The organism is Pseudomonas sp. IT-347P (assembly GCF_949768005.1).
Taxonomy (GTDB): domain Bacteria; phylum Pseudomonadota; class Gammaproteobacteria; order Pseudomonadales; family Pseudomonadaceae; genus Aquipseudomonas.
Map to the genome: position 1 here is coordinate 119,041 of NZ_CATKPQ010000058.1, position 23,075 is coordinate 142,115.

Here is a 23,075-nt window from a genome sequence, read left to right on the forward strand (position 1 = left end):
CGGGGCCATGTGCGTTACCACGGCTTGCGCTCTAGAGGCCGTTACGCCATGACCGATACCGAAGTAAAGGCGCCAAAGATCGAATTTCCGCAGACTGATTATCCGATTAAGGTGATCAGCGATACGGGCGTCGGCAACAAAGACAAGATCATCGACATCGTCAAGAAACACGCGACCATCAATGATGAACGCATCGACGAGCGTCAAAGCAGCAATGGCAAATACACCACCATTCAGTTGCACATCGTCGCCACCGACCAGGATCAGCTGTACAACATCAACAGCGAACTGCGGGCTTCCGGTTTTGTGCACATGGTGTTGTGATGCCGGGCACGCTGGGCTTTCGTGAGCTCGGCCAGATGGCTTACGAGCCGGTCTGGCACGCCATGCAACGCTTCACCAACGAACGCGGCAGCGATGCCGCCGACGAAATCTGGCTGGTCGAACACCCGCCAGTGTTCACTCAAGGCCAGGCCGGCAAGGCCGAACATCTGCTTCTGCCGGGGGATATTCCGGTGGTGCAGGTCGATCGCGGCGGGCAGGTGACTTATCATGGTCCCGGCCAGTTGGTGGCCTATTTGTTGCTGGACGTGCGCAAGCTGGGTTTCGGCGTACGGGATCTGGTCACGCGCATGGAGCTATGCCTGATCGAACTGCTGGCCAGCTACGGCGTGACCGCCGCAGCCAAGCCAGACGCTCCCGGCGTGTACGTCGACGGAGCGAAAATCGCTTCCCTGGGTTTGCGTATTCGCCGCGGTTGTTCCTTTCATGGCCTGGCCCTGAACGTGGATATGAACCTGGAACCGTTTCGACGGATTAATCCCTGCGGCTATGCCGGGCTGGCGATGACCCAGCTGAGCGACCACGCAGGATCGATTGAATTTGCCGAGGTAAGTGCCCGGCTGCGCGCGCAGCTCGTCAAACACCTCGACTATGCTGAGCAGACGACCCTGACGGGCGGAATCGACTGATATGACTACTGATGCAGTGCAAACCATGATCCCGACGCTCGACGTGACCGAGCGCCCGGCCCCGCGTCCCAAGGTAGAAGCCGGCGTCAAGCTGCGCGGCGCCGAGAAGGTTGCACGCATCCCGGTCAAGATCATCCCGACTACCGAACTGCCGAAGAAACCTGACTGGATTCGCGTGCGCATCCCGGTTTCGCCGGAAGTCGACCGGATCAAGAGCTTGCTGCGCAAGCACAAACTGCACAGCGTTTGCGAAGAAGCGTCCTGCCCGAACCTGGGTGAGTGCTTTTCCGGTGGCACCGCGACCTTCATGATCATGGGTGACATCTGCACCCGTCGCTGCCCGTTCTGCGACGTCGGCCACGGTCGTCCGAAGCCACTGGACGTCAATGAGCCGGAAAGTCTGGCCATCGCCATCGCCGACCTCAAGCTCAAGTACGTGGTGATCACCTCGGTGGACCGTGACGACCTGCGTGACGGCGGTGCCCAGCACTTTGCCGACTGCATCCGCGAAATTCGCAAACTGTCGCCGAACGTGCAGCTCGAAACCCTGGTCCCGGACTACCGTGGCCGCATGGACATCGCGCTGGAAATCACCGCAGCCGAGCCGCCGGATGTGTTCAACCACAACCTGGAAACCGTGCCGCGTCTGTACAAGGCTGCGCGTCCGGGTTCGGATTACCAGTGGTCGCTGACCCTGCTGCAACGTTTCAAGCAGATGATGCCGCACATTCCGACCAAATCCGGCCTGATGCTGGGTCTGGGCGAGACCGACGACGAAGTCATCGAAGTGATGAAGCGTATGCGCGAGCACGACATCGACATGCTGACCCTTGGTCAGTACCTGCAACCGTCGCGCAGCCACCTGCCGGTGCAGCGCTTCGTGCATCCGGACACCTTCGCCTGGTTCGCCGAAGAAGGTTACAAAATGGGCTTCAAGAACGTCGCTTCCGGCCCGCTGGTACGTTCGTCGTACCACGCCGACGAGCAGGCGAAGCTGGTCAAGGCTGAACTGCTGGGTTCCTGATCCGGCACTAAGCTACAAAAGTACCCGCAAGGTTTAAGGCCCTGCGGGTATTTTTTTGCCTGTGGCGAGTGCTTTCGCCTCTTCTGTTTGCCGCGGTACCTGACTACTGTGTGTGCATGAATTCACCGGAGACCCATGGATGACCGTTCGACCGAGCCACACCCTCTACGCGCACAAGCCTGTGCCTGCATTGCCGTCAGAAGGGCTGATCGGCGTCATTGCACCTGCCGGCCCTGGCGCACTGGACACCGACAAGGCTGTGCAATGGATGCGCGCCCGGGGTTACGGGCTGAAGGTGTTCCCTGGCGTTTATGAACAGGACGGTTATCTGGCCGGCAGTGACGACGTGCGCTTGCGCGATCTGCACGCGGCGTTCGTCGATCCCGAGGTCGACGCGATTATTTGCCTGCGCGGCGGCTACGGCACGCCGCGCCTGCTCGACCGGATCGACTACGACCTGCTGAGCCGCAACGCCAAGCCTTTCGTTGGATACAGCGATATCACCGCTCTGCACCTAGCCATCAGTCGATACGCAGGATTCGTGACCTTTCACGGACCGTTGCTCAACGCAGACCTGTTGGGCGACAAAGAGCCGCCGACGGTCACTTCGTTCTTCGCCATGCTGCGCGGGCAATTGAAGGCGGGGAGTGTGCTGAGCCATCCGGTGGCTTATCCGTTGACCACCGTTGAACCCGGTATCGCTCACGGGCGCTTGCTCGGCGGTAATCTGGCGATGATTGCCGCCACCTTGGGCACGCCTTACGAGATTGATGTCGAAGGGGTGATTCTGCTCATTGAGGACATCAACGAGCCGCTGTATCGCATCGACCGGTTGCTGACGCAGATGCGTCTGGCCGGCAAACTGGCCAGATTGCGTGGCGTGCTGGTCGGGGATGTGGCTGGGGTGGATGTCGCGGCATTGAACCGCTTGCTCAAGCAGACGTTTGAACCATTGCGGATCCCGGTGTTGTCCGGTTGGCGCAGCGGGCATTGTGATCCGAACCTGACGCTACCGATGGGCGCGCTGGTGCGGCTGGATGCCGGGAAGCAGGAGTTGATGCTGGAGCAGGATGTGGTGATCAAGGCTTAAAGGTTATTGCCAGAAAGTCAGTCTTCGCGAGCAAGCCCGCTCCCACATTTGGAATGAATTTCAATGTGGGAGCGAGCTTGCTCGCGAAAGCGGCATCAACCCTACAACAATCGCTCTATTGAGTCCGCAGGCTCTCAAGTAACTTGTGCGTCGGATACCCATCCGCCGGCCAGCCAAGCGACTGCTGGGCACTACGAATCGCTTTGCGCGTATTGGCACCGATAATCCCGTCCGCCGTGCCGGCATCGTAATTGCGCGCACTCAGCAGGGTTTGCAGTTCGATGCGCTCGGTACGACTCAGCGGCAGATCGTCTTTCGGCCAGGTTCCGTTGATCAATCCTGCGCCATTGAAGCGCTCGGACAGCAGGCTCACTGCAAGCGCGTATGACGAAGAATTGTTGTACTTGAGGATCGCCCGGAAGTTGTCGAGGATCAGGAACGCCGGGCCACGATAGCCTGCCGGCAGCAGCAGGGCAGCCGACAATTGCTCGGAACCTGCTGGCACCTGAGCGCCGTTAGGCAGGATCACGCCCAGTTGACGCCATTCAGCGACGCTCTTGCGAATCGCACCGTCGGCCAGCGTGTAGTTGAAAGTGCTCGGCAGCTGTACTTCAAAACCCCACGGCTGACCGCGTTGCCAACCGGAGCTTTGCAGGTAATGCGCAGTCGAGGCCAGGGCATCAGCGGGGCTGCCCCAGATATCGCGGCGGCCATCGCCGTCAAAGTCCACAGCGTGAGTGTTGTAGGTGGTCGGAATGAACTGGGTCTGCCCCATGGCGCCCGCCCAGGAACCGAGCATCTTCTCGGGCGTGATATCACCCTGTTGCAGGATCTGCAGGGCTGCGATCAATTGCGCATGGGCAAAGCCCGGGCGGCGGCCTTCGTAAGCGAGGGTGGCCAGCGAGTTGATCACCGACTTGCTGCCCTGGAACTGGCCGAAGTTGCTTTCCATGCCCCACACCGACACCAGCGCCTGACGGTCAACGCCATAACGCTGTTCGATGCTTTGCAGAATGTCGGCATATTGGTCGATCAGCGCCTGTCCCTTGCGCACCCGCAGTGGCGAGAGCGCGCCATCAAGGTATTCCCACACCGGGCGTGAGAACTCCGGCTGACTGCGGTCAGCGCGAATCACACTGGCGTCGAAACTGACATTGGCAAAGGCGCGATCAAACAGGTCAGGGCGAATCCCGGCGGCCAGGGCATCCTTGCGGAAACCGGCCTGCCATTCGGCAAAGGTCTGGGTCGGCTGAAGATCAAGAGGGTCGGCGGACGGCACTACCGGCGGGATGATCGCTGGGGCCGTGGCGACAGGCGCGGCTTGCAGGGGTTGCGCGTCGGCGGCGGTCGGTTTTTCCGCGCAGGCGACAAGCAGAATGAAGCTGGAGGCAGCGATCAATTGGCGAACAGGCCAACGATGGGAAAGACTTAGGGGCATGCACAGTTCCAGGGAAACGAATCAAGTGCAGACCTTAACATGACCGGGGGGTACTGCGCTTTAAGCAGCCAGAAAGTAAGAAGCCTCCCAGCTGTCAGACTGGAAGGCTTCGCGGCGGTAGCTGCCTTTACCCTTGGCTGGTCGTTCCTGGCGACTGCGGAACAGGGGCTGGGCGACGATGGATTTGGCCTTGTTGGGCCGATGTTTCGCTGGCTTTTTGCTCATGAGGGTTCTCTCGAGTGAGTGGGTTTTGCGCGGCAAATAATCTGCCGATGTCGGGCGTCTGTCCAGTTCCTGTTGTGCAGGAATGTTCTGGCGCTTTCGCGAGCAGGCTCGCGAACAGCCTTTATTCGCCAGGACAGGTTATTCGGCGGGTAATGCCAGGCGCTGGCCAGACATCAATAGCGCCAAGCGACTCAGGCTCATCCACGGCGAACCGGCAGCCTGGCCCTTGATCTGCGCATCAATACGTTGCGCCTCAAACAACAACTGCGCCCAGCGTTGCGCCGAGTAGCGCTGCAGGGCTTTGCTCATCAATGGCTTGCGCTTGTCCCAGACCGGCGGTTTCGCCTGGCTGAAGCACTTGTCCAGCGGCGTGCCCTGGCTGTATTGCAACGAGATGTTGGCCAACAGCCGCAGTTCCCGCGCCAGCGCCCAGAGAATCACCGGCGGTTCGACACCTTCACCGCGCAAACCTTCGAGCATGCGCAAGGCGTGAGCCGGTTCGCCGTTGAGGACGGCATCGGTCAGGCCGAACACATCAAACCGCGCACTGTCCGCCACAGCGGCCTGCACGGTTTCGACGGTGATCTGCCCACCTTCAGCCATCAGTTTGAGCTTCTCGATTTCCTGCGCGGCGGCGAGCAAATTACCCTCGACGCGCGCGGCAATCAGTTCAACCGCGTCCTGACTCGCTGACAAGCCGGCCTGAGACAAGCGCTGACGAATCCAGCTCGGCAACTGATTGGCATCTACTGGCCAGATCTGGATGAACTGGGTCTGTTGGCCTTCGACCAGCGCCTTGCCCCATTTGGTCTTCTGGGCACTGCCATCGAGCTTGGGCAGGCTGATAAGAAGGACCGTGTCTTCAGCGGGGCGCGAACAGTATTCGATCAGCGCTGCTGCACCCTTGTCACCGGGTTTGCCCGAAGGCAGGCGCAGTTCCAGCAGGCGTTTTTCCGCGAACAGCGACATGCTCGCGCCGGCCTGCAACAACGTGCCCCAATCGAAATTGGCGTCGGCGGCAAAGACCTGGCGTTCGTCGAAACCTTGCTGGCGGGCAGCACTGCGGATGGCGTCGGCAGCTTCCTGGCACAGCAGCGGGTCATCGCCGCTGATGATATAGACAGGGCCGAGAGCGCCTTGCAGGTGTTTGCCGAGTTGCGCGGGAGCGAGCTTCATAAGAAAGGTCGAACGGGGCGCCTGAGCGCCCCGAACGTCTTACTGCTGCGGTACTTCGAGCGGCGACTGACGCGGGGTTTCCGCTTCAGCCTTTTGCGCCGCTTCGAGCGCATCGGCTTCTGCCTTGGCGCGATCATTGGCGGCTTGCTGCAGTTGTTGCAGTTGGCCCGGCGTCAGTTGCTGCAGACGCAGCATCATGCGCTGAACCAGTTCGCGACGGGTTTCGCGACGGGCGTCGTTGGCTTCCTGATCGGAGCCCACGAGGTTGTTGCCGTCGTGGATAAACACTTTCTGCACTTCAAGCTTGTCGCTCAGCAGTTGCAGGTTTTTATCACCACGGATGTCGTAGCTCAGCACGGTGCTGACCTGGTATTCACCCGTACGACCGGCACCGGCGTAGCTGAGGATGCGCTGGCTTTCCTGCTCGTCAGCCAGGAACAATTTGTACGGCGCGCCGCTGTAAACCTTGACGCCACTCGACTCCAGCACCTGACGCAGTTGCGTGACCGTCTCGCCGTAGGTGTTACGGGCGCTCAGATCAAGTTCCTTGATCGTCAGTTCGTTGGTGCCGGTGCCGCGCAGCTGGAACCCGCAGGCGCTCAACAGAACGGCGAGGCCCATCACCAGCAGATTGCGTTTGATCATTGTGTTGCTCCCCTTGAAACCATGTGGGCCGACCCTGCGGCCCGAAAGGTTTTACTTGGCGCCAGGCGAACCTGACACCCGATCCAATTAGCTGGCGACGATGTTGACCAGTTTCCCCGGCACCACGATCACTTTACGAATGGTCAGACCGTCGACGAAACGCAGTACGTTTTCGTTGGCGCGCGCTGCTGCTTCAACTTCTTCGCGAGTCGCGCTGGCCGGCATTTCGATCTGGCCGCGCAGTTTGCCGTTGACCTGGATGACCAGGGTCAGGCTGTCCTGCACCAGTGCGCTTTCGTCCACCGCCGGCCAGCCAGCGTCGATGACGGCGTCGGCGTGACCCAGCTTGTTCCACAGTTCGTGGCTGATGTGCGGGGTGATCGGCGCCAGCAGCAGTGTCACGGCTTCCAGACCTTCGTGAATCAGTGCGCGATCCTGCTCGGTGCCTTGCGCGGCTTTTTCCAGCACGTTCATCAGCGTCATCACCTGGGCGATGGCGGTGTTGAATTTGTGGTTCTGGCCGACGTCGTGGCTGGCCTGCTTGATGGCCACGTGAATGGCCCGGCGCACGGCCTTCTGCTCGTCGTTCAGGCTGGCGATGTCGAGCTTGCCCGGCAAGCCTTGGGTGACGTGGGCTTGCGCCAGACGCCAGACACGCTTGAGGAAGCGGTGCGAGCCTTCAACGCCGGAGTCGGACCACTCAGCGCTCATGTCAGGTGGCGAAGCGAACATCATGAACAGGCGGCAGGTGTCTGCGCCGAACTGATCGATCATCGACTGTGGGTCGACGCCATTGTTTTTCGACTTGGCCATCTTCTCGGTGCCGCCGATTTCCACCGGCAGGCCGTCGGATTTCAGCTTGGCACTGATGACCTTGGCTTTGCTGTCGCGCTCCAGTTCCACGTCCGCCGGGTTGAACCAGGTGTAGGCACCGTTGGCTTCGCGACGGTAATAGGTTTCGGCGATCACCATGCCTTGGGTCAGCAGGTTCTTGAACGGCTCGTTGGAGCTCACCAGACCTTCGTCACGCATCAGCTTGTGGAAGAAGCGCGCGTAGAGCAGGTGCAGAATCGCGTGTTCGATACCGCCGATGTACTGATCGACCGGCAACCAGTGATCAGCGGCGGATTTTTCCACCAGGCCACCTTCAAAGTGCGGCGAGGCGTAGCGGGCGTAGTACCACGACGACTCGACGAAGGTGTCCATGGTGTCGGTTTCACGCTTGGCAGGCTGGCCGCATTTCGGGCAGCTGCATTCGTAAAACTCAGGCATGCGTGCCAGCGGCGAACCGGCGCCGTCCGGCACCACGTCTTCCGGCAGGACCACAGGCAGTTGATCTTCCGGCACAGGCACGTCACCGCAGGCTTCGCAGTGGATGATCGGAATCGGGCAGCCCCAATAGCGCTGACGGCTGATGCCCCAGTCGCGCAGGCGGAACTGAGTGCGCGAGGCCCCCAGTTCTTTCTTGATCAGGGCCACTTCAATGGCGTCGAACGCGCCCGCAAAGTCCAGACCGTCGAACTCGCCGGAGTTGATCAGCGTGCCGTGCTCGCCGTAGGCGTCTTGCCACGGGGCAGGGTTGGTGTCGCCGGAGCTGGTACGCACTACCGATTTCACCGGCAGGTTGTACTTGTGGGCGAATTCGAAATCGCGCTCGTCGTGCGCCGGGACCGCCATGACCGCGCCGTCGCCGTAGTGCATCAGCACGTAGTTGGCGACCCACACCGGGAGTTTCTCACCGGTCAGCGGGTGCTCGACGAACAGGCCGGTCGGCAGGCCTTTCTTCTCTTGCGTGGCGACGTCGGCTTCAGCCACGCTGCCGCCCTTGCATTCGGCGATGAACGCTTGCAGCCCAGGGTTGTTTTTTGCTGCCAGCGAAGCAAGAGGGTGCTCGGCGGCCACGGCGACATAAGTCGCGCCCATCAGGGTGTCCGGACGGGTAGTGAAGACTTTCAGGGTGCCGGCTTCGCCGATCGAGTCGACGTTGTACGGAAACTGCACTTCCATGCCGCGGGATTTGCCGATCCAGTTGCGCTGCATGGTCTTGACCTGTTCAGGCCAGCCAGTCAGCTCGTCGAGGCTCTCCAGCAGCTCATCCGCGTAAGCGGTGATCTTGAAGTAGTACATCGGGATTTCGCGCTTTTCGATCAGCGCGCCGGAACGCCAGCCGCGACCGTCGATCACCTGTTCGTTGGCCAGAACGGTCTGGTCGATCGGGTCCCAGTTCACGGTGCCGTTTTTACGGTAGATCACGCCTTTTTCGAACAGGCGAGTGAACAGCCATTGTTCCCAGCGGTAGTAATCCGGCTTGCAGGTGGTGACCTCGCGCGACCAGTCGACCGCCAGACCCAGGCTGCGCAGCTGGGTTTTCATGTAGGCGATGTTTTCGTAGGTCCACTTGGCCGGCGCGACATTGTTCTTCATCGCAGCGTTTTCCGCCGGCATGCCGAACGCGTCCCAACCCATTGGTTGCAGAACGTTCTTGCCGAGCATGCGCTGATAGCGGGAAATCACGTCGCCGATGGTGTAGTTGCGCACGTGCCCCATGTGTAGCTTGCCGCTGGGGTAAGGGAACATCGACAGGCAGTAGTAGGTTTCCTTGCCTGGCTGTTCACTGACTTCAAAGGACTTTTGCTCGTCCCAGAATGATTGGGCGGCGGCTTCGATTTCACGGGGCTGATATTGTTCGTGCATGGCTACTTTTGTACTGGATAGGGGTGGCCTAATCCTCTTCAACGCAGGTTCCGGGGTTGGCCCGGACGAGCTGGAAGTGGAATTACAGGAAGCGCCGTAGCATACATGACCGCGCTTGGCCTAGGGAAACCCTGATTACAGCTGTTTGTCCCGACAAATCCATGGTGAGGGCCGTTGGTCGCGGCGTGCAGCCGGTTTGTGCAGCGAAGCTAAGCTCTAACTGGGGAGTGAGTCTTATCTTCAATGAGGTGAGGGATGGTGGAGCAACGGCGAAAAAACGTGACGAAACCCGAGTTGTACGAAAGGCTGATCGATCGTCTGGGCATGGCCCTGGACGCAGTAAAAACCGCTGACCGGCTGCGCGACGAGCGCCCCCTGGAACTGGAATTGCGTGGCTTGAGTCCCGCCGAGTTCAAACTGGTCAAGGCCTATCTGGATCGCAGTGAACGTGAAACGCACGGAAGCTTGTCACAGGCAGTGAAGCAGCTCGATGCGGCACATTCGGCCAAGGTCATCTGGCTCAAGGACAAGGCGCCCGGCAGAGACACCGTCAAGGTTCGCTCTGTGCAGGCCAAGTAAGCGCATGGCAGGTCAAGAAACGGATCTTTTTCAACAGGATCCCACCTATTGGTTGTAACGCATTATTAACGCTTTTAGGCTTCGGGCATCTGTGGAGATGCTCGATGCCTTTTCGTTATTTCATCAAACAACTTTTATTGCCGCCCGGGATCCTTTTCCTGCTGTTGCTGGCTGCGTGGTGGTTGCGCCGCTCCCGGCCGCGGCTGGCGGGCGTGTGTTTTGCCATCGGCTTTGGCGGGATGTGGCTGATGAGCCTGCCGGTGGTCGTGCAGTGGGGCGCTAAAGCGCTGGAGCGCGAACCGCCGCTGGCCCATGAAGAATGGGCGACGCTGGCGCAGCGGGCGGATGCGATCGTGGTGCTGGGTTCCGGGCGTGAGCGCGGTGATCTGGCCTGGGGTGAGGATCAGCCGACCGGCGTGGGGCTTGAGCGTCAGCGTTATGCGGCGCGTCTGGCCAAAGCCTCCGGTTTGCCGATTCTGACCTCGGGTGGCTTGCATTACGGTACGCCGCCGACCGAGGCGAAGCTGATGGCGGATTCGCTCCGCGACGACTTTGGCGTGACGGTGCGTTGGCAGGAGGGTGAAAGCCGGACGACGTGGGAAAATGCCAGGTTCACGGCCGATATCCTGTTGCCGCAAGGGATCAAACGCGTGGTTGTGGTAACGCAGGCCTGGCACATGCCGCGCTCGGTGTGGAGTTTTCAGCAGGCAGGGTTTGACGTGGTGCCAGCGCCGGTCGGTTTTCTGGGTACCGATAACGCAAGACCCTTTGGTGGCTGGTTGCCAGAATTCAAATCAATCTGGCAGAGCGGGCAGTTGCTGAATGAGGCGGTCGGGCAGGTGGGGTATTCGCTGTTCTATCGAGGTGGCGCGACACCGGATTGATCTGGTGCTTTTGATGCCCTCTTCGCGAGCAGGTCGAATCGTCGCACCGTCGCTCCCACATCTGGAATGGATTTCAATGTGGGAGCGAGCCTGCTCGCGAAACTTTTAAAGGGTTTTCGACATCCGGCTGGCCATCAGCGCCCAGCCAAACAACAGCACGCACAGAATGATCAGCGGCCACGAACGCCACTCAAGATAAGGCGTCAGGTTGTGCATCGGCACCACTTCGCCGTACAGAATGCCCTGCTCGAACTGCGGAATCTGTTCAGTGATCTGCCCGAACGGGTTGATCAGCCCGGTCACGCCGTTGTTGGTTGCGCGGATCATCCAGCGGCCCGCCTCAAGTGCGCGCATCTGCGCCATCTGCAAGTGTTGCAACGGACCGATCGAAGTGCCGAACCAGGTATCGTTGCTGATGGTCAGCAACAGATCGCTGCGTGCCGACAGGCCAGCGGCAAATTCCGGGTACACCACTTCATAGCAGATGAACGGCGCAATCTGATAACCCTTGGCCTGCAGCAATGCCTGATCGGCCGGGCCACGGGCGAAATCGGACATCGGCAGGTCGAAGAAGGCGATCAGCCCGCGCAATACATCCTGCAGCGGCACGTATTCACCGAACGGCACCAGTTTCTGCTTCAGGTAGGTGCCATCGCCTTCGCCGACCACGGTGATGCCGTTGAAGAAGCGTTTTTCGTGACGGACCATCTCGCGGATCGGCACACCGGTGATCAGCGCCGATTTACGCTCCGCGGCGAAGGTGCCCATCATGTTCAGGTAGCCCTCGGCGGACTCCTTCAACACCGGCACGGCGGTTTCCGGCCAGATCAGCAGGTCCACCGGTTTCGAACGGAAACTCAGGTCGCGGTACAGTGCCAGTTGCGCATTGAGCTGCGCCGGGTCCCACTTCATGCTTTGTTCGACGTTGCCCTGAATCGCAGCAACGCTGAGTGCCGGGCCGGACGGACTGGTCCAGGCGTGGCCCTTGAGAGCAATGCCGGCCACCCACGGCCCGACCAGCAACAACAGGCCGGCGGCGATAAAGCCCTTGCGACCGGTTTGCAACAGGCGGGGGGCGTTATAGATCAGCGCCGCCGTCAGTGCGAGCACAAAGGACACCAGCCACATGCCGCCGACCGGCGCGAGCCCGGACAGCGGGCCGTCGAGCTGGCTGTAACCGGAATAGAGCCACGGGAACCCGGTCAGGAACCAGCCGCGAAATGCCTCCTGGCCGACCCATAGCGCGGCAAACGCCAAGGCATCGGCCAGCGGTGCCTCGTTGCGACGCAACCAGCGTGCCCAGACCCACGCGGGCAGGGCGAAGAAAAACGCGATCGCTGCGGTAAACAGCAGCATCAGGAACCCGGCCAGCAGCACCGAAGCGCCGCCGAAATGGTGGATGCTGTAGTAGATCCAGCTGGTGCCGGCGCCGAACAGGCCGAATCCGAAGCACCAGCCGCGTCCCAAAGCCTGACGCGGTTTCAGCTCGCGCAGACCGGCATAGAACAACCCGACCGCCAGCAAAGCCAGCGGCCAGATATTGAAAGGCGCCAGAGCGAACGTGGTGATTGCACCGGCCGCCACGGCCAGCAGGTTACCGGGCCAGCCGGGGCGGGTTGTCCAGCGCATTTCAGTCCTTAGAATTAACGAGCAATTGGCGTCAGTCGCAGCAAATGAATCCGACGGCTGTCGGCGTTCAGGATGCGGAAACGATAGGCGCCGATTTCAGTGATTTCGTTGCGTTTTGGCAAGTGCCCGAACGCGCTCATCACCAGACCGCCGACCGTGTCGAACTCGTCATCGGAGAATTCACTGTCGAAGAACTCGTTGAAGTTCTCGATCGGCGTCAGGGCCTTGATCAGGAAGTCACCGCTGGGCAGCGGCTTGATATAGCTGTCTTCTTCGACGTCGTGCTCGTCTTCGATGTCGCCGACGATCTGTTCCAGCACGTCTTCGATGGTCACGAGACCGGCCACGCCGCCGTATTCGTCGATGACAATGGCCATGTGGTTATGGTTGGCGCGGAACTCACGCAGCAACACGTTCAGACGCTTGGACTCCGGCACGAAAGTGGCCGGGCGCAGCAGGTCCTTGATGTTGAAGCTGTCGCCGTTCTCTTTGAGGATCAGCGGCAGCAGGTCCTTGGCCAGCAGCACGCCCATCACGTCGTCATGGCTTTCGCCGATGACCGGGTAGCGCGAGTGGGCCGAGTCGACCACGGCCGGGAGGAATTCACGGGGTGTCTGGGTCGCCTTGATGCTGATCATCTGCGAGCGCGGCACCATGATGTCGCGTACTTGCAGGTCAGCCACCTGAATGGCGCCTTCGACGATGGCCAGCGCTTCGCTGTCCAGCAGTTTGTTCTGATGTGCATCACGCAGCAGCTCTAACAGCTCCTGACGGTTCTTCGGCTCGTGGGCAAAAGCCTGGGTCAGTTTACCCAGCCATGACTTCTGCCCGTTGCTCGATCGATCTTCGCTCATAGCGATTACTCTGAATCCTTTGTTGTAACGATAGGGGATGTTGCGGGTTCGTCGTCCGCGTACGGATCGGGATAGCCCAGTTCAGCTAGCAACTCGCGTTCCAGTGCTTCCATTTCTTCGGCTTCTTCGTCCTCTATATGGTCGTAACCAAGCAGATGCAAGCAGCCGTGAATGACCAGATGTGCCCAATGGGCCTTTAGTTCCTTGCCTTGTTCGACGGCTTCGCGCTCGACCACCGCCACGCAGATCACCAGATCGCCCAGCAGCGGGATGTCGAGAAACTCATCAGGCACTTCAGCCGGGAACGACAGGACGTTGGTCGCGTAATCCTTGTGGCGCCAGGTGTGATTGAGCTCGCGTCCTTCTTCCTCGTCGACCAGACGAATGGTCATTTCCGAGTCGGCGGTGCGCTGGCGCAGGGCCAGTTCGCACCACAGGCGGAAGTCGGCCTCGCTCGGTGCGCTCGCGTCAGTGGCGATTTGCAGGTCTAGCTCAAGCATCGCGCGAGGTGTCCTTCGGGGCTTCATCACGATTTTCGAAGCGCTCGTAGGCTTCAACGATCCGCTGCACCAATGGATGGCGCACCACATCTTTAGGCTGGAAGTGCGTGAAGCTGATGCCCGGCACGTCTTTGAGCACTTCGATCACATGGTGCAGACCGGACTTGGTACCGCGTGGCAGGTCGACCTGGGTGATGTCACCGGTGATGACTGCGGTGGAGCCGAAGCCGATCCGGGTGAGGAACATCTTCATCTGTTCGACGGTGGTGTTCTGGCTCTCGTCGAGAATGATGAAGCTGTTATTCAGTGTGCGACCGCGCATGTAGGCCAGCGGCGCAACTTCGATCACTTGGCGTTCGATCAGCTTGGCCACGTATTCGAAGCCGAGCATCTCGTAGAGTGCGTCATAGAGCGGGCGCAGGTACGGGTCGATCTTCTGCGACAGGTCGCCGGGCAGGAAGCCAAGTTTTTCACCCGCCTCGACCGCCGGACGCACCAGCAGGATGCGCCGGATCTGCTCGCGCTCCAGTGCATCGACAGCGCAGGCCACGGCCAGATAGGTCTTGCCGGTACCGGCCGGGCCAATGCCGAAGTTGATGTCGTTGCCAAGGATTTCCTTCACGTAGCGCAGCTGATTCAAGCCGCGCGGGCGAATCATGCCTTTCTTGGTGCGCAGGGCGACGGAGGCTTCGGCGGGGGCGTGATTGTCCAGTTGCTCGACAGCCGACTCCTGCAGGAACAGATGCACCGTATCGGGCGACAGCTCTGAACCCTTGGTTTCCCGGTACAGGCGGCGAATCAGGTTTTCCGCAGACGTGGTGTGCTTGGGATCGCCGATCAGCTCGAACTGGTTTCCGCGGTTGCGGATCTCGATGGTCAGGCGCTGTTCGATCAAGCGCAAATGCTCGTCGAATTGCCCGCACAGATTGGCGAAGCGGCGAGCCTCAAAGGGCTCGAGGATAAAACGATGTGGTTCTATGGGTGCGTTCAAGGTCGTATTTAGCCGCCCTGGGGCAATTAAGATGAAATCAAGGATAACGCCAGAGGCCTGGGTGCGAAAGCTCTTAAATAAGGTCGCCCGATTTCAGACTCTGGCGCTGTACCTGTGGGAGCGGGCTTGCTCGCGAAAGCGTCGTGTCAGCCACCCTGAACGTTGCTGATACACCGCTTTCGCGAGCAAGCCCGCTCCCACAAGGGGAATGTGGTGTTACTGGATCAGCGAGCCCCGCAGCGAGTGCGGTTGTGCCGCATCGATGTGCACGTCGGCGAACTGGCCGATCAGGGTTGGATTGTCGCAGCGGAAGTTGACGATACGATTATTCTCGGTGCGTCCTTGCAGCTCGCCCGGGTCTTTCTTCGAATAGTCGGTCACCAGAATGCGCTGGATCGAACCGACCATTTGTCGGCTGATCTCGAAGCCCTGCTGATTCAAGCGATGTTGCAGCGCGTTGAGGCGCTCCTTCTTCAGCTCTTCCGGGGTGTCGTCGGCCAGATCGGCCGCCGGGGTGCCGGGGCGCTGGCTGTAAACGAACGAGTAGGAGAAGTCGAAGCCGACATCGGCAATCAGTTTCATGGTCTGTTCGAAGTCTTTCTCGGTCTCGCCAGGGAAGCCGACGATGAAGTCCGAGCTGATGCAGATCCCCGGTACCGCTGCGCGCAGTTTGCGCAGTTTGGATTTGTACTCCAGCGCCGTGTGGTTGCGTTTCATCGCCGCGAGAATCCGGTCGGAACCCGATTGCACCGGCAGGTGCAAGTGCTTGACCAGTTCCGGCACCTCAGCGTGAGCCTGGATCAGGCTGTCGGAGAACTCCAGCGGGTGCGAGGTGGTGTAGCGGATGCGGTCGATGCCATCGACGGCAGCGACTACGCGGATCAATTCCGCCAGATCGGCCAGACGTCCGTCATGGGTAGCGCCACGATAGCCGTTGACGTTCTGCCCGAGCAGGGTCACTTCACGCACGCCGTTTTCGGCGAGGTGGATGATTTCGGCGATCACGTCGTCGAACGGCCGGCTGACTTCTTCACCACGGGTATAAGGCACCACGCAGAACGTGCAGTACTTGCTGCAACCTTCCATCACCGACACGTAAGCGCTCGGGCCATCGATACGCGGTTCGGGCAAGTGGTCGAATTTTTCGATTTCCGGGAACGAAACGTCGACTTGCGGCAGTTTGGTGATACGCGCGGCGTCGATCATTTCCGGCAGGCGGTGCAGGGTCTGCGGGCCGAATACCACGTCGACGTACGGCGCGCGATCACGAATCGCCGCGCCTTCCTGACTGGCCACACAACCGCCGACGGCGATCACCATGTCCGGGTTGGCCAGTTTCAGTTCGCGCCAGCGGCCGAGCTGCGAGTACACGCGATCCTGGGCGCGCTCGCGAATCGAGCAGGTGTTGAGCAGAATCACGTCGGCGTCTTCGGCACGCGCGGTGACTTCCAGGGCCTGATGTTCACCCAGCAGATCGACCATGCGCGAGCTGTCGTACTCGTTCATCTGGCAACCGTGGGTTTCGATGTAAAGCTTCTTGGCCATGGATTAGGGTCATCACGTGATTCAAAGAACCGCGCATTATAGGGAACAAGCACTCAGGTTCCTACCGCTGCGCGTCCGGTGGCTATGCTATAGTTTGCGCCCTCATTTTTATCCCCGATGTTATCCCCCCGCCATGACCAAACGCGAAGCTCCAATCTATAAGGTGATTTTCCTCAACCAGGGCCAGGTGTTCGAAATGTACGCCAAGCAGATCTATCAAAGTGATCTGTGGGGTTTTCTGGAAGTGGAAGAGTTCGTCTTTGGCGAGCGCACGCAAGTGGTCGTCGACCCGAGCGAAGAAAAGCTCAAGGCACAGTTCGAAGGCGTGGTGCGCAGTTTTGTGCCGATGCACTCGATCGTGCGCATCGACGAAGTGGAACGTCTGGGCACCCCGAAAATCAGCGAAGCCCGCGGCGCGGTCGGCAATGTGATGCCGTTTCCGATGCCGATGCCTGAGAAGTAAGCCTCAAGACCGCGTCGCCGCATTCGCGAGCAAGCCCGCTCTCACAGAGGAATGCATTCCAATGTGGGAGCGGGCTTGCTCGCGAATGCGGCCAGAAAAATCTATAGAGAAATCAGGGAAGAGGTGAGAACGGCGTACGCCCATCGGCGCTTTGCAGTTCCATCAGGTATTTACGGAAGATTTGCCCGAGTACCTGAGTGGCGGTTTCGAGATCTTCGCGGGACATTTTTTCGGAAACTTCGTCGGCCGTGTCCAGCGCATCTTCAGCGCCGTTGACCGCCGCCATCTTCAGCACGATGTACGCCTGAATGTTGTTGGCCTGCACGCCTTCACCGTGGAAGAACATGGTGCCCAGTTTGAATTGCGCCTGAGCGTGGCCTTGCAACGAGGCCTTTTCGAAATAGCTCAGGGCTTGATTGAGGTCGCGCGGCGCGTTCTTGCCGTCGTAGTAGAACTCACCCAACTCGTATTGCGCTTGTGCATCCCCTTCGTCCGCCGCTTTCTGGCAGGCGGCCAGTGCCTGCGTGACGTCTTGCGGCTGAGTATTGAGGGTGCAACGACCCATCGCCGGGATCAACAACGAGTTGCCGCCTGCTTGTGCATGCGCGAGCAGGGGCTGAAGGAGCAACAGGCAGCCCAAGGCAAGGGTGCGGCCGGTGCGGTTCATGGGAATCGACTTACCTCTGAAGGGCACGCGGACCCGTCGAGGGATCCAATAAGCGCGCATTATGAAATAAGCAGGGCCAACCTTACAAAGTCTTTACTCGTTTTTCTGCTGCGCGGGGAATATATCGCCCACTTCAGGGGAGATTTTTAGCAGGAGCCTCGGAAAAACAGCACGGATGTAGGCGAATGCTGACGCTGGCGATAGCCAACGTCAGCGTTGGTGCGATTACTTCAGTGCGGCGAAAGCGCGCTCGGCAGCGTCCAGCGTCAGTTGCAACTCGGCCTCACCGTGGGCGATCGAGGTGAAACCGGCTTCGAAGGCGCTCGGAGCCAGGTAGACGCCACCCTCCAGCATCAGGTGGAAGAAGCGACCGAACAGGGCTGCGTCGCTGGCCATCACGTCTTCAAACGTGACGATTTCATCGGCGCCGCTGAAGTAGAGGCCGAACATGCCGCCTGCCTGAGTCGTCACGAACGGGATGCCAGCAGCATCGGCGCGCTGTTGCAGGCCGTCGAGCAGACGCGTGGTGTAGTCGGTCAGCTCGGCATGGAAGCCCGGACGGCTGATCAGACGCAGCGTGGTCAAGCCAGCCGCCATCGCCAGCGGGTTGCCCGATAAGGTGCCGGCCTGATAAACCGGACCCAGTGGCGCGATGCGCTGCATGATTTCACGCTTGCCGCCGAAGCAGCCGACCGGCATGCCGCCGCCGATGATCTTGCCGAAGGTGGTCAGGTCTGGATTGACCCCGTAGTACGCCTGGGCGCCGCCGAGGGCGACGCGGAAACCGGTCATCACTTCGTCGAAAATCAGCACCACGCCATGCTTGTCGCACAGCGAACGCAGGCCTTCGAGGAAGCCCGGCGCCGGTGGTACGCAGTTCATGTTGCCGGCCACCGGCTCGACAATAATGCACGCCACGTCCTGTCCGACTTCGGCGAGCATCTTCTCAACCGCGTCGATGTCGTTGAACGGCAGGGTCAGGGTGTGTTTGGCGAAAGCCGCTGGCACACCGGCCGAGCTCGGCACGCCTTGGGTCAATGCGCCGGAACCGGCCTTGACCAGCAGGCTGTCGGAGTGACCGTGGTAGCAGCCTTCGAATTTGATGATGCTGTCGCGGCCGGTGTAACCACGGGCCAGACGGATCGCGCTCATGGTCGCTTCGGTGCCGGAGCTGACCATACGCACCATGTCCATGGAAGGCACCAGCGAGCAGACCAGGTCGGCCATCTCGGTTTCCATCGCGGTCGGCGCGCCGTACGACAAGCCGTGTTGCAGCTGATTGCGCACGGCATCAAGTACGTCCGGGTGGCTGTGGCCGAGGATCATCGGCCCCCACGAGCCGACGTAATCGACATAACGCTTGTCGTCTTCGTCAGTGACGTAAGCGCCTTCGGCGTGCTTGAAGAAAAGCGGTGTGCCGCCGACGCTCTTGAACGCGCGAACCGGCGAGTTCACGCCACCGGGGATGTGTTTCTGGGCATTGGCAAACAGGGTTTCGGAACGAGACATGATCGGGCTCTCAAATCAGACTTTCAGTAATTCATTGAACGCGCGGGCGCGGCGGGTCACTTCGGCGGTGCTCTCGGCACCAAACACACCGTGGACCACGGCAAGCAGGTCGACCCCATGGGCCACCAGCGGCGCGGCGTTGTCGAGGGTGATGCCACCAATCGCGCAGACCGGCAGGTGCAGCGTGCGTTTGGCTTCGGCGAGCAGATCGAGGCTGCAGGTCGGCGCGCCGGGCTTGGTGTTGGAATTGAAAAAACGGCCGAAGGCGACATAACTCGCGCCTTCTTTGGCCGCTTGTTCGGCCAGTGCGATCTGCGCGTGGCAGGTCGAGCCGATGATCGCTTTCGAACCGAGCAGGGCGCGGGTCGGCGACAGCGGGCCGTCGGTCTGGCCGAGGTGCACACCGACGTTGAGGCGCGCCGCCAGTTCAGCATCATCGTTGATGATCAGTTGGGTCTTGTAGCGTTCGCACAGATCGCGCAGCGCTTCGGCTTCGCGCAAGCGGCGAGCCTCGTCGCTGCTCTTGTCGCGGTATTGCAGGAGGGTGACGCCACCTTCCAGCGCCGCCTCCACGTAAGACAGAAACTTGCCCGCCAGCAGTTGGCTGTCGGTAATGGCATACAGGCCACGTAGTTTCATCGGGCAGACCTCACGACGTTACGAGCAGAAATCCAGCGGCAGGCGACGCGGGACGAACTGGCCTTTGCCCAGTTGTTCGGCATCGCGCAGAGTGCGCCAGGTGTAATCCAGTGCGCTGCGTACAGCGCTGGCCAGGTGTTCACCTTGGGCCAATCGGCCGGCGAGGGCGCTGGCCAAGGTACAACCGGAACCGTGATAGCTGCCCGGCAGACGCTGGCAGATAAAGGTTTCACGCAGGCCGTCGCGGCTGTACACGCGGTTATGGATTTCAGTTTCGTCGCCGTGGCCGCCAGTGATCAGCAGGTTTTTGACGAACGGCAGGAGTTTTTCCGCGCACTCGTCGGCAGTGCCTTCCGGCAGTTCGGCGAGGATGCGTGCTTCAGGCAGGTTAGGGGTGGCAATGATCGACAGCGGCAGCAGACGCTCGCGCATCGCATAACCGACCTCGTCCTTGCCCAGGCGACCGCCGCCGCCGGCGCGCAGCACCGGGTCGCAGACCACCGGCAAGTGCGGGTGCGCCGAAAGCAGTTCGACAACGGTGTCGACCATTTCCAGCGAACCGAGCATGCCCAGTTTGACCGCCGCGACTTCGGAGTCGTTGAGCACGGCATTGGCTTGAGCCAACACCCACTCACGGTCGAGGACGCGGAAGTCAGTGACGTTGACGGTGTCTTGCACAGTCAGGGCGGTGACGGCCGGAGCCGCATGGCAACCCTGCGCGAGCAAGGCTTCGATATCTGCCTGCAAGCCGGCGCCACCACTGGGGTCGTGGCCGGAGAGACAGAGGACAACGGGGCGAGAGCTGTAGATATTCATGGTGCGCGAGCTTACCACCAAACCTGATTTTCGGGTTCGGTGCCGTTGTGCATGGCCGATAACCCGGCAGACAAATCCGACCGTACTGTCACAACTTGACCGACTCAACAGCTCTAGTCCGCTGCTTTGCTCTGAAACGCCCGTTCTAGAGCCTTTGTAGGAAAAATTTCGATGGTGCTTAATGGCCATCAACGGCTATGCTAGTCTGGATCCAAACCAATAACAGGTAATACCGGTTTTACGTCTACTCAAAGGGAATGGGGGGCTTCCTGACACAACCGGACGAGCCACGCTGGGGCTTCAATGCGCTATTTGCTGATGTTGTTGTTCTGCTTGCCCCTCATGGCGAGCGCTGTCGAATTCGACGAATTTACTCAGAGCCTCCCTCTGGGCCGGTCATTGCAAGTGTTCGAAGACCCGAGCGGTCAGGCGAACATTGCCGATGTTCGCGCGCAAGCTGCCGCCGGTAATTTCAAGGCTCACGATAAAGCCACGCTCAATGCCGGATACTCGCGCTCGGCGTTCTGGCTGAAGATCGACCTGCATTATCGTCCGAGCAATCCTGCCGCCCAGCGCACCTGGCTGCTGGAACTGGCGTATCCGCCGCTCGATCATCTCGACCTCTATATGCCTGACGCCAGTGGTGACTACCGCCTCGTCCGGCAAACCGGCGACGCCCTGCCATTCGCCAGTCGCGAGATTCGCCAGAACAACTATTTGTTCGACCTTTCCTTCAAACCGGATCAACAGCAAACCGTGTACCTGAGACTGGCCAGCGAAGGTTCGATTCAGGCACCGGTGACGTTGTGGTCGAGCACGGCTTACCTCGAAGACCAACCGGTGCGCCTGTATGTGCTGGGCATCATTTATGGCGTGCTGTTGGGGATGCTGGTCTACAACCTGTTCATCTACCTGAGCGTGCGCGACACCAGTTACCTCTATTACATCTTCTATATTGCCTCGTTCGGCCTTTATCAACTGTCGGTGAACGGCGCGGCGGTGGAGTATTTCTGGCCGGACAATCCGTGGTGGGCCAACGCGGCCACGCCATTTTTCATCGGCTGTGCGGGGCTGTTCGGCAGTCAGTTTGCTCGCAGTTTCCTGCAGACCAAAAACCATAGCCGCTGGCTCGATCGCTTGCTGCTTGCGCTGATCGCGTTCGGCGCGCTGGTGGTCGGTTTGTCGCTGATGACCAGTTATGCGTTGTCGTTGCGCCTGGCGACGATACTGGCGCTGACCTTCACCGTGGTGATTTTCGCCGCCGGGATTCTGGCCTGGTGGCGCGGCTTGCGCGTGGCGCGGTACTTCATCATTGCCTGGTCGGCGTTTCTGCTCGGTGGCATCGTCAATACGCTGATGGTGCTTGGCTTGCTGCCGAATGTGTTCCTGACCATGTACGCCAGCCAGATCGGCTCGGCGATCGAAGTGGCGTTGCTGTCGCTGGCACTGGCCGACCGGATCAACGCGATGCGTGAGCAACAGGCGCAGACCTTGTACGACGCCGGGCAGAAACTCGAAGTACTCAACCAGCAACTGGCCCACAGCAACAAGCTCAAGGACGAATTCCTCGCAACGCTGACCCACGAATTGCGTACGCCAATGAACGGTGTGATCGGTTCGCTTGAGCTGATGCAGACCGTCGAGCTGGATCCGGAGCTTGAGCAATACCAGCAGACCGCCGCCGGTTCCGCGCGGGACATGATGCGCATGGTCAACGGCATCCTCACCCTTACCGAATTGCAGGCCGGCAAGCTCAAGGCGTCGCCGGGCAGCTTCAGCCTGCGCGCGGTGGTCGAAGCGCTGCGGGTGCAGTTCGACGGCAATGCGGCGAGCAAGTCGCTGGACTTCAAGGTCGAGGTGCTGCCGACTTTGCCCGATCGCCTGCACGGCGACAGCGCCAAACTCGCGCAATGCCTGGAATGCCTGCTGGATAACGCAATCAAGTTCACCCGCGTCGGCGGGCTGGCGCTGCGGGTGACTGGCAAGCCGTCGACGACCAATCGCCTGGCATTGTCATTTGCGGTGATCGACACCGGCATCGGTTTTACCGATCTGGGTGAAGCGACGATGTACCAGCGCTTCTTCCAGCTGGACGGTTCGATGACTCGCGAATACGGCGGCCTGGGCGTCGGTCTGGCGATCTGTCGACAGCTGGTCGAATTACTCGGCGGCAAGCTCACGCATCGCTCGGAACCCGGGCGCGGCAGCCGCTTTCAACTGGACGTCGAGTTCGAACTGCCGGTGGTGGAATCTGTGCCGATCGACCAGCCGTCGCACGGTCGTGTTCGGGTGCCACAGGATTGCACCGTGTTGCTGGTCGATGACAACAGCGTTAACCAACTGGTGATGCGCGGGATGTTGCTCAAGCTCGGCTTTCGCGTGCGCACCGCCGACAACGGGCCAGCGGCATTGGACTGCCTGCAGCGGGAAACCTTCGATGCAGTGCTTATCGATTGCCAGCTACCCGCTCACGATGGCACGTCGTTGTGCTGCCAGATTCACGCGCTGCCTGGCTGCGCCCACCTGCCGGTATTCATGCTGGCTCCGAATGCCGACAGAGAGCTGTGCATCGCCAGTGCAGCGATTGATTATCTGAACAAACCGGTGAAATTCGAAGAGTTGCAGTCCGCATTAGAGCGCCGGGTACTGTGCTGCTGATAGGGTAAAAGCGCCGCAAATTCGGCGGATATGACACTTTGATCGATCTGGGGGCGGTGCTTAACTGACCTTCTGAAT

At 60.3% G+C, this 23,075-nt stretch carries 22 protein-coding genes; 8 read left to right on the forward strand and 14 right to left on the reverse strand.

What is annotated here, in order from left to right; all coding sequences use genetic code 11:
* The first annotated feature begins 48 nt into the window (after window positions 1-48).
* The 4 genes from ACM6IV_RS24780 to ACM6IV_RS24795 all read left to right on the forward strand — a co-directional run bounded on the left by ACM6IV_RS24780 (window position 49) and on the right by ACM6IV_RS24795 (window position 3,085).
* Entirely contained in the window at window positions 49-324 is a 276-nt protein-coding gene (locus ACM6IV_RS24780) for a DUF493 domain-containing protein (RefSeq protein ID WP_027612895.1), read from the forward strand.
* Window positions 324-971 carry a lipoyl(octanoyl) transferase LipB gene (gene lipB, locus ACM6IV_RS24785; protein ID WP_414872038.1) on the forward strand — a complete coding sequence of 216 codons (648 nt, stop codon included), beginning with the start codon at window positions 324-326 and terminating at the stop codon, window positions 969-971. Before ACM6IV_RS24780 ends, lipB begins: the two co-directional genes overlap by 1 nt.
* 25 nt (window positions 972-996) lie before the next feature.
* Window positions 997-1,995: a lipoyl synthase gene (lipA, locus tag ACM6IV_RS24790; protein WP_162130488.1), complete on the forward strand. Its 999-nt coding sequence runs from the start codon at window positions 997-999 to the stop codon at window positions 1,993-1,995.
* A gap of 139 nt (window positions 1,996-2,134) precedes the next feature.
* Window positions 2,135-3,085 (forward strand): S66 peptidase family protein, encoded by a 951-nt coding sequence (locus ACM6IV_RS24795; RefSeq protein ID WP_414872039.1) that lies wholly within the window; start codon window positions 2,135-2,137, stop codon window positions 3,083-3,085.
* Window positions 3,086-3,200: 115 nt separating this feature from the next.
* Here the strand turns inward: ACM6IV_RS24795 and ACM6IV_RS24800 are convergent, their stop codons facing one another.
* The 5 genes from ACM6IV_RS24800 to leuS form a co-directional block, all read right to left on the reverse strand.
* Complete coding sequence (locus ACM6IV_RS24800; protein ID WP_414872040.1) at window positions 3,201-4,523, reverse strand: lytic murein transglycosylase; 1,323 nt, start codon at window positions 4,521-4,523, stop codon at window positions 3,201-3,203.
* 60 nt (window positions 4,524-4,583) lie between these two features.
* Window positions 4,584-4,748 (reverse strand): alternative ribosome rescue factor ArfA, encoded by a 165-nt coding sequence (gene arfA / locus ACM6IV_RS24805; protein ID WP_414872041.1) that lies wholly within the window; start codon window positions 4,746-4,748, stop codon window positions 4,584-4,586.
* Window positions 4,749-4,886: 138 nt separating this feature from the next.
* Window positions 4,887-5,924 carry a DNA polymerase III subunit delta gene (gene holA / locus ACM6IV_RS24810; protein WP_414872042.1) on the reverse strand — a complete coding sequence of 346 codons (1,038 nt, stop codon included), beginning with the start codon at window positions 5,922-5,924 and terminating at the stop codon, window positions 4,887-4,889.
* A 39-nt stretch (window positions 5,925-5,963) separates the two neighbouring features.
* Window positions 5,964-6,569, reverse strand: a complete 606-nt coding sequence (gene lptE, locus ACM6IV_RS24815) for an LPS assembly lipoprotein LptE (RefSeq protein WP_414872043.1) — start codon at window positions 6,567-6,569, stop codon at window positions 5,964-5,966.
* 87 nt (window positions 6,570-6,656) lie between these two features.
* Window positions 6,657-9,263, reverse strand: a complete 2,607-nt coding sequence (gene leuS, locus ACM6IV_RS24820; protein WP_414872044.1) for a leucine--tRNA ligase — start codon at window positions 9,261-9,263, stop codon at window positions 6,657-6,659.
* Window positions 9,264-9,518: 255 nt separating this feature from the next.
* Between leuS and ACM6IV_RS24825 the strand changes: the two genes are divergently transcribed.
* Entirely contained in the window at window positions 9,519-9,842 is a 324-nt protein-coding gene (locus ACM6IV_RS24825) for a hypothetical protein (RefSeq protein WP_414872045.1), read from the forward strand.
* A gap of 104 nt (window positions 9,843-9,946) precedes the next feature.
* Window positions 9,947-10,726, forward strand: coding sequence for a YdcF family protein (locus ACM6IV_RS24830; RefSeq protein ID WP_414872046.1), 780 nt, complete (start codon window positions 9,947-9,949; stop codon window positions 10,724-10,726).
* A gap of 105 nt (window positions 10,727-10,831) precedes the next feature.
* Here the strand turns inward: ACM6IV_RS24830 and lnt are convergent, their stop codons facing one another.
* The 5 genes from lnt to miaB form a co-directional block, all read right to left on the reverse strand.
* Window positions 10,832-12,355 (reverse strand): apolipoprotein N-acyltransferase, encoded by a 1,524-nt coding sequence (gene lnt / locus ACM6IV_RS24835; protein WP_414872047.1) that lies wholly within the window; start codon window positions 12,353-12,355, stop codon window positions 10,832-10,834.
* A gap of 14 nt (window positions 12,356-12,369) precedes the next feature.
* Complete coding sequence (locus ACM6IV_RS24840) at window positions 12,370-13,209, reverse strand: HlyC/CorC family transporter (RefSeq protein WP_007909641.1); 840 nt, start codon at window positions 13,207-13,209, stop codon at window positions 12,370-12,372.
* 5 nt (window positions 13,210-13,214) lie between these two features.
* Window positions 13,215-13,709: an rRNA maturation RNase YbeY gene (ybeY, locus tag ACM6IV_RS24845; protein ID WP_414872048.1), complete on the reverse strand. Its 495-nt coding sequence runs from the start codon at window positions 13,707-13,709 to the stop codon at window positions 13,215-13,217.
* A complete protein-coding gene (locus ACM6IV_RS24850) occupies window positions 13,702-14,700 on the reverse strand; it encodes a PhoH family protein (RefSeq protein WP_414872049.1) in 999 nt (332 codons plus the stop codon). The genes ybeY and ACM6IV_RS24850 overlap by 8 nt, the downstream gene beginning before the upstream one ends.
* Before the next feature lie 216 nt (window positions 14,701-14,916).
* On the reverse strand, window positions 14,917-16,245 hold the full coding sequence (gene miaB / locus ACM6IV_RS24855) for a tRNA (N6-isopentenyl adenosine(37)-C2)-methylthiotransferase MiaB (RefSeq protein ID WP_414872050.1): 1,329 nt from the start codon (window positions 16,243-16,245) through the stop codon (window positions 14,917-14,919).
* Window positions 16,246-16,378: 133 nt separating this feature from the next.
* On the opposite strand from miaB, the gene ACM6IV_RS24860 reads away from it, so the two are divergent.
* On the forward strand, window positions 16,379-16,708 hold the full coding sequence (locus tag ACM6IV_RS24860; protein ID WP_003185742.1) for a DUF1820 family protein: 330 nt from the start codon (window positions 16,379-16,381) through the stop codon (window positions 16,706-16,708).
* 112 nt (window positions 16,709-16,820) lie between these two features.
* Here ACM6IV_RS24860 and ACM6IV_RS24865 read toward each other — a convergent pair whose 3' ends face one another.
* The 4 genes from ACM6IV_RS24865 to ACM6IV_RS24880 form a co-directional block, all read right to left on the reverse strand.
* A complete protein-coding gene (locus ACM6IV_RS24865; protein ID WP_003228518.1) occupies window positions 16,821-17,375 on the reverse strand; it encodes a tetratricopeptide repeat protein in 555 nt (184 codons plus the stop codon).
* Window positions 17,376-17,600: 225 nt separating this feature from the next.
* Window positions 17,601-18,884, reverse strand: coding sequence for a glutamate-1-semialdehyde 2,1-aminomutase (hemL, locus tag ACM6IV_RS24870; RefSeq protein ID WP_414872051.1), 1,284 nt, complete (start codon window positions 18,882-18,884; stop codon window positions 17,601-17,603).
* Between the two features lie 15 nt (window positions 18,885-18,899).
* Window positions 18,900-19,523: a thiamine phosphate synthase gene (thiE, locus tag ACM6IV_RS24875; protein ID WP_414872052.1), complete on the reverse strand. Its 624-nt coding sequence runs from the start codon at window positions 19,521-19,523 to the stop codon at window positions 18,900-18,902.
* Between the two features lie 18 nt (window positions 19,524-19,541).
* Window positions 19,542-20,339 (reverse strand): hydroxymethylpyrimidine/phosphomethylpyrimidine kinase, encoded by a 798-nt coding sequence (locus tag ACM6IV_RS24880; RefSeq protein ID WP_007909650.1) that lies wholly within the window; start codon window positions 20,337-20,339, stop codon window positions 19,542-19,544.
* A 303-nt stretch (window positions 20,340-20,642) separates the two neighbouring features.
* Here ACM6IV_RS24880 and ACM6IV_RS24885 point away from each other — a divergent pair, with 303 nt between their 5' ends.
* Window positions 20,643-22,997: a 7TM diverse intracellular signaling domain-containing protein gene (locus tag ACM6IV_RS24885; protein ID WP_414872053.1), complete on the forward strand. Its 2,355-nt coding sequence runs from the start codon at window positions 20,643-20,645 to the stop codon at window positions 22,995-22,997.
* The last annotated feature ends 78 nt before the right edge of the window (window positions 22,998-23,075 follow it).

Excerpts from the sequence above, each read along its gene's own strand:
- leuS (WP_414872044.1), bottom strand. The coding sequence starts at position 9,263 with ATGCACGAACAATATCAGCCCCGTGAAATCGAAGCCGCCGCCCAATCA.
- ybeY (WP_414872048.1), bottom strand. The coding sequence starts at position 13,709 with ATGCTTGAGCTAGACCTGCAAATCGCCACTGACGCGAGCGCACCGAGC.
- hemL (WP_414872051.1), bottom strand. The coding sequence starts at position 18,884 with ATGTCTCGTTCCGAAACCCTGTTTGCCAATGCCCAGAAACACATCCCC.
- lipB (WP_414872038.1), top strand. The coding sequence starts at position 324 with ATGCCGGGCACGCTGGGCTTTCGTGAGCTCGGCCAGATGGCTTACGAG.
- ACM6IV_RS24860 (WP_003185742.1), top strand. The coding sequence starts at position 16,379 with ATGACCAAACGCGAAGCTCCAATCTATAAGGTGATTTTCCTCAACCAG.
- ACM6IV_RS24780 (WP_027612895.1), top strand. The coding sequence starts at position 49 with ATGACCGATACCGAAGTAAAGGCGCCAAAGATCGAATTTCCGCAGACT.
- miaB (WP_414872050.1), bottom strand. The coding sequence starts at position 16,245 with ATGGCCAAGAAGCTTTACATCGAAACCCACGGTTGCCAGATGAACGAG.
- ACM6IV_RS24800 (WP_414872040.1), bottom strand. The coding sequence starts at position 4,523 with ATGCCCCTAAGTCTTTCCCATCGTTGGCCTGTTCGCCAATTGATCGCT.
- ACM6IV_RS24830 (WP_414872046.1), top strand. The coding sequence starts at position 9,947 with ATGCCTTTTCGTTATTTCATCAAACAACTTTTATTGCCGCCCGGGATC.
- ACM6IV_RS24885 (WP_414872053.1), top strand. The coding sequence starts at position 20,643 with ATGCGCTATTTGCTGATGTTGTTGTTCTGCTTGCCCCTCATGGCGAGC.
- ACM6IV_RS24825 (WP_414872045.1), top strand. The coding sequence starts at position 9,519 with ATGGTGGAGCAACGGCGAAAAAACGTGACGAAACCCGAGTTGTACGAA.
- lipA (WP_162130488.1), top strand. The coding sequence starts at position 997 with ATGATCCCGACGCTCGACGTGACCGAGCGCCCGGCCCCGCGTCCCAAG.
- lptE (WP_414872043.1), bottom strand. The coding sequence starts at position 6,569 with ATGATCAAACGCAATCTGCTGGTGATGGGCCTCGCCGTTCTGTTGAGC.
- holA (WP_414872042.1), bottom strand. The coding sequence starts at position 5,924 with ATGAAGCTCGCTCCCGCGCAACTCGGCAAACACCTGCAAGGCGCTCTC.
- arfA (WP_414872041.1), bottom strand. The coding sequence starts at position 4,748 with ATGAGCAAAAAGCCAGCGAAACATCGGCCCAACAAGGCCAAATCCATC.
- ACM6IV_RS24795 (WP_414872039.1), top strand. The coding sequence starts at position 2,135 with ATGACCGTTCGACCGAGCCACACCCTCTACGCGCACAAGCCTGTGCCT.
- ACM6IV_RS24865 (WP_003228518.1), bottom strand. The coding sequence starts at position 17,375 with ATGAACCGCACCGGCCGCACCCTTGCCTTGGGCTGCCTGTTGCTCCTT.
- thiE (WP_414872052.1), bottom strand. The coding sequence starts at position 19,523 with ATGAAACTACGTGGCCTGTATGCCATTACCGACAGCCAACTGCTGGCG.
- ACM6IV_RS24840 (WP_007909641.1), bottom strand. The coding sequence starts at position 13,209 with ATGAGCGAAGATCGATCGAGCAACGGGCAGAAGTCATGGCTGGGTAAA.
- ACM6IV_RS24880 (WP_007909650.1), bottom strand. The coding sequence starts at position 20,339 with ATGAATATCTACAGCTCTCGCCCCGTTGTCCTCTGTCTCTCCGGCCAC.
- lnt (WP_414872047.1), bottom strand. The coding sequence starts at position 12,355 with ATGCGCTGGACAACCCGCCCCGGCTGGCCCGGTAACCTGCTGGCCGTG.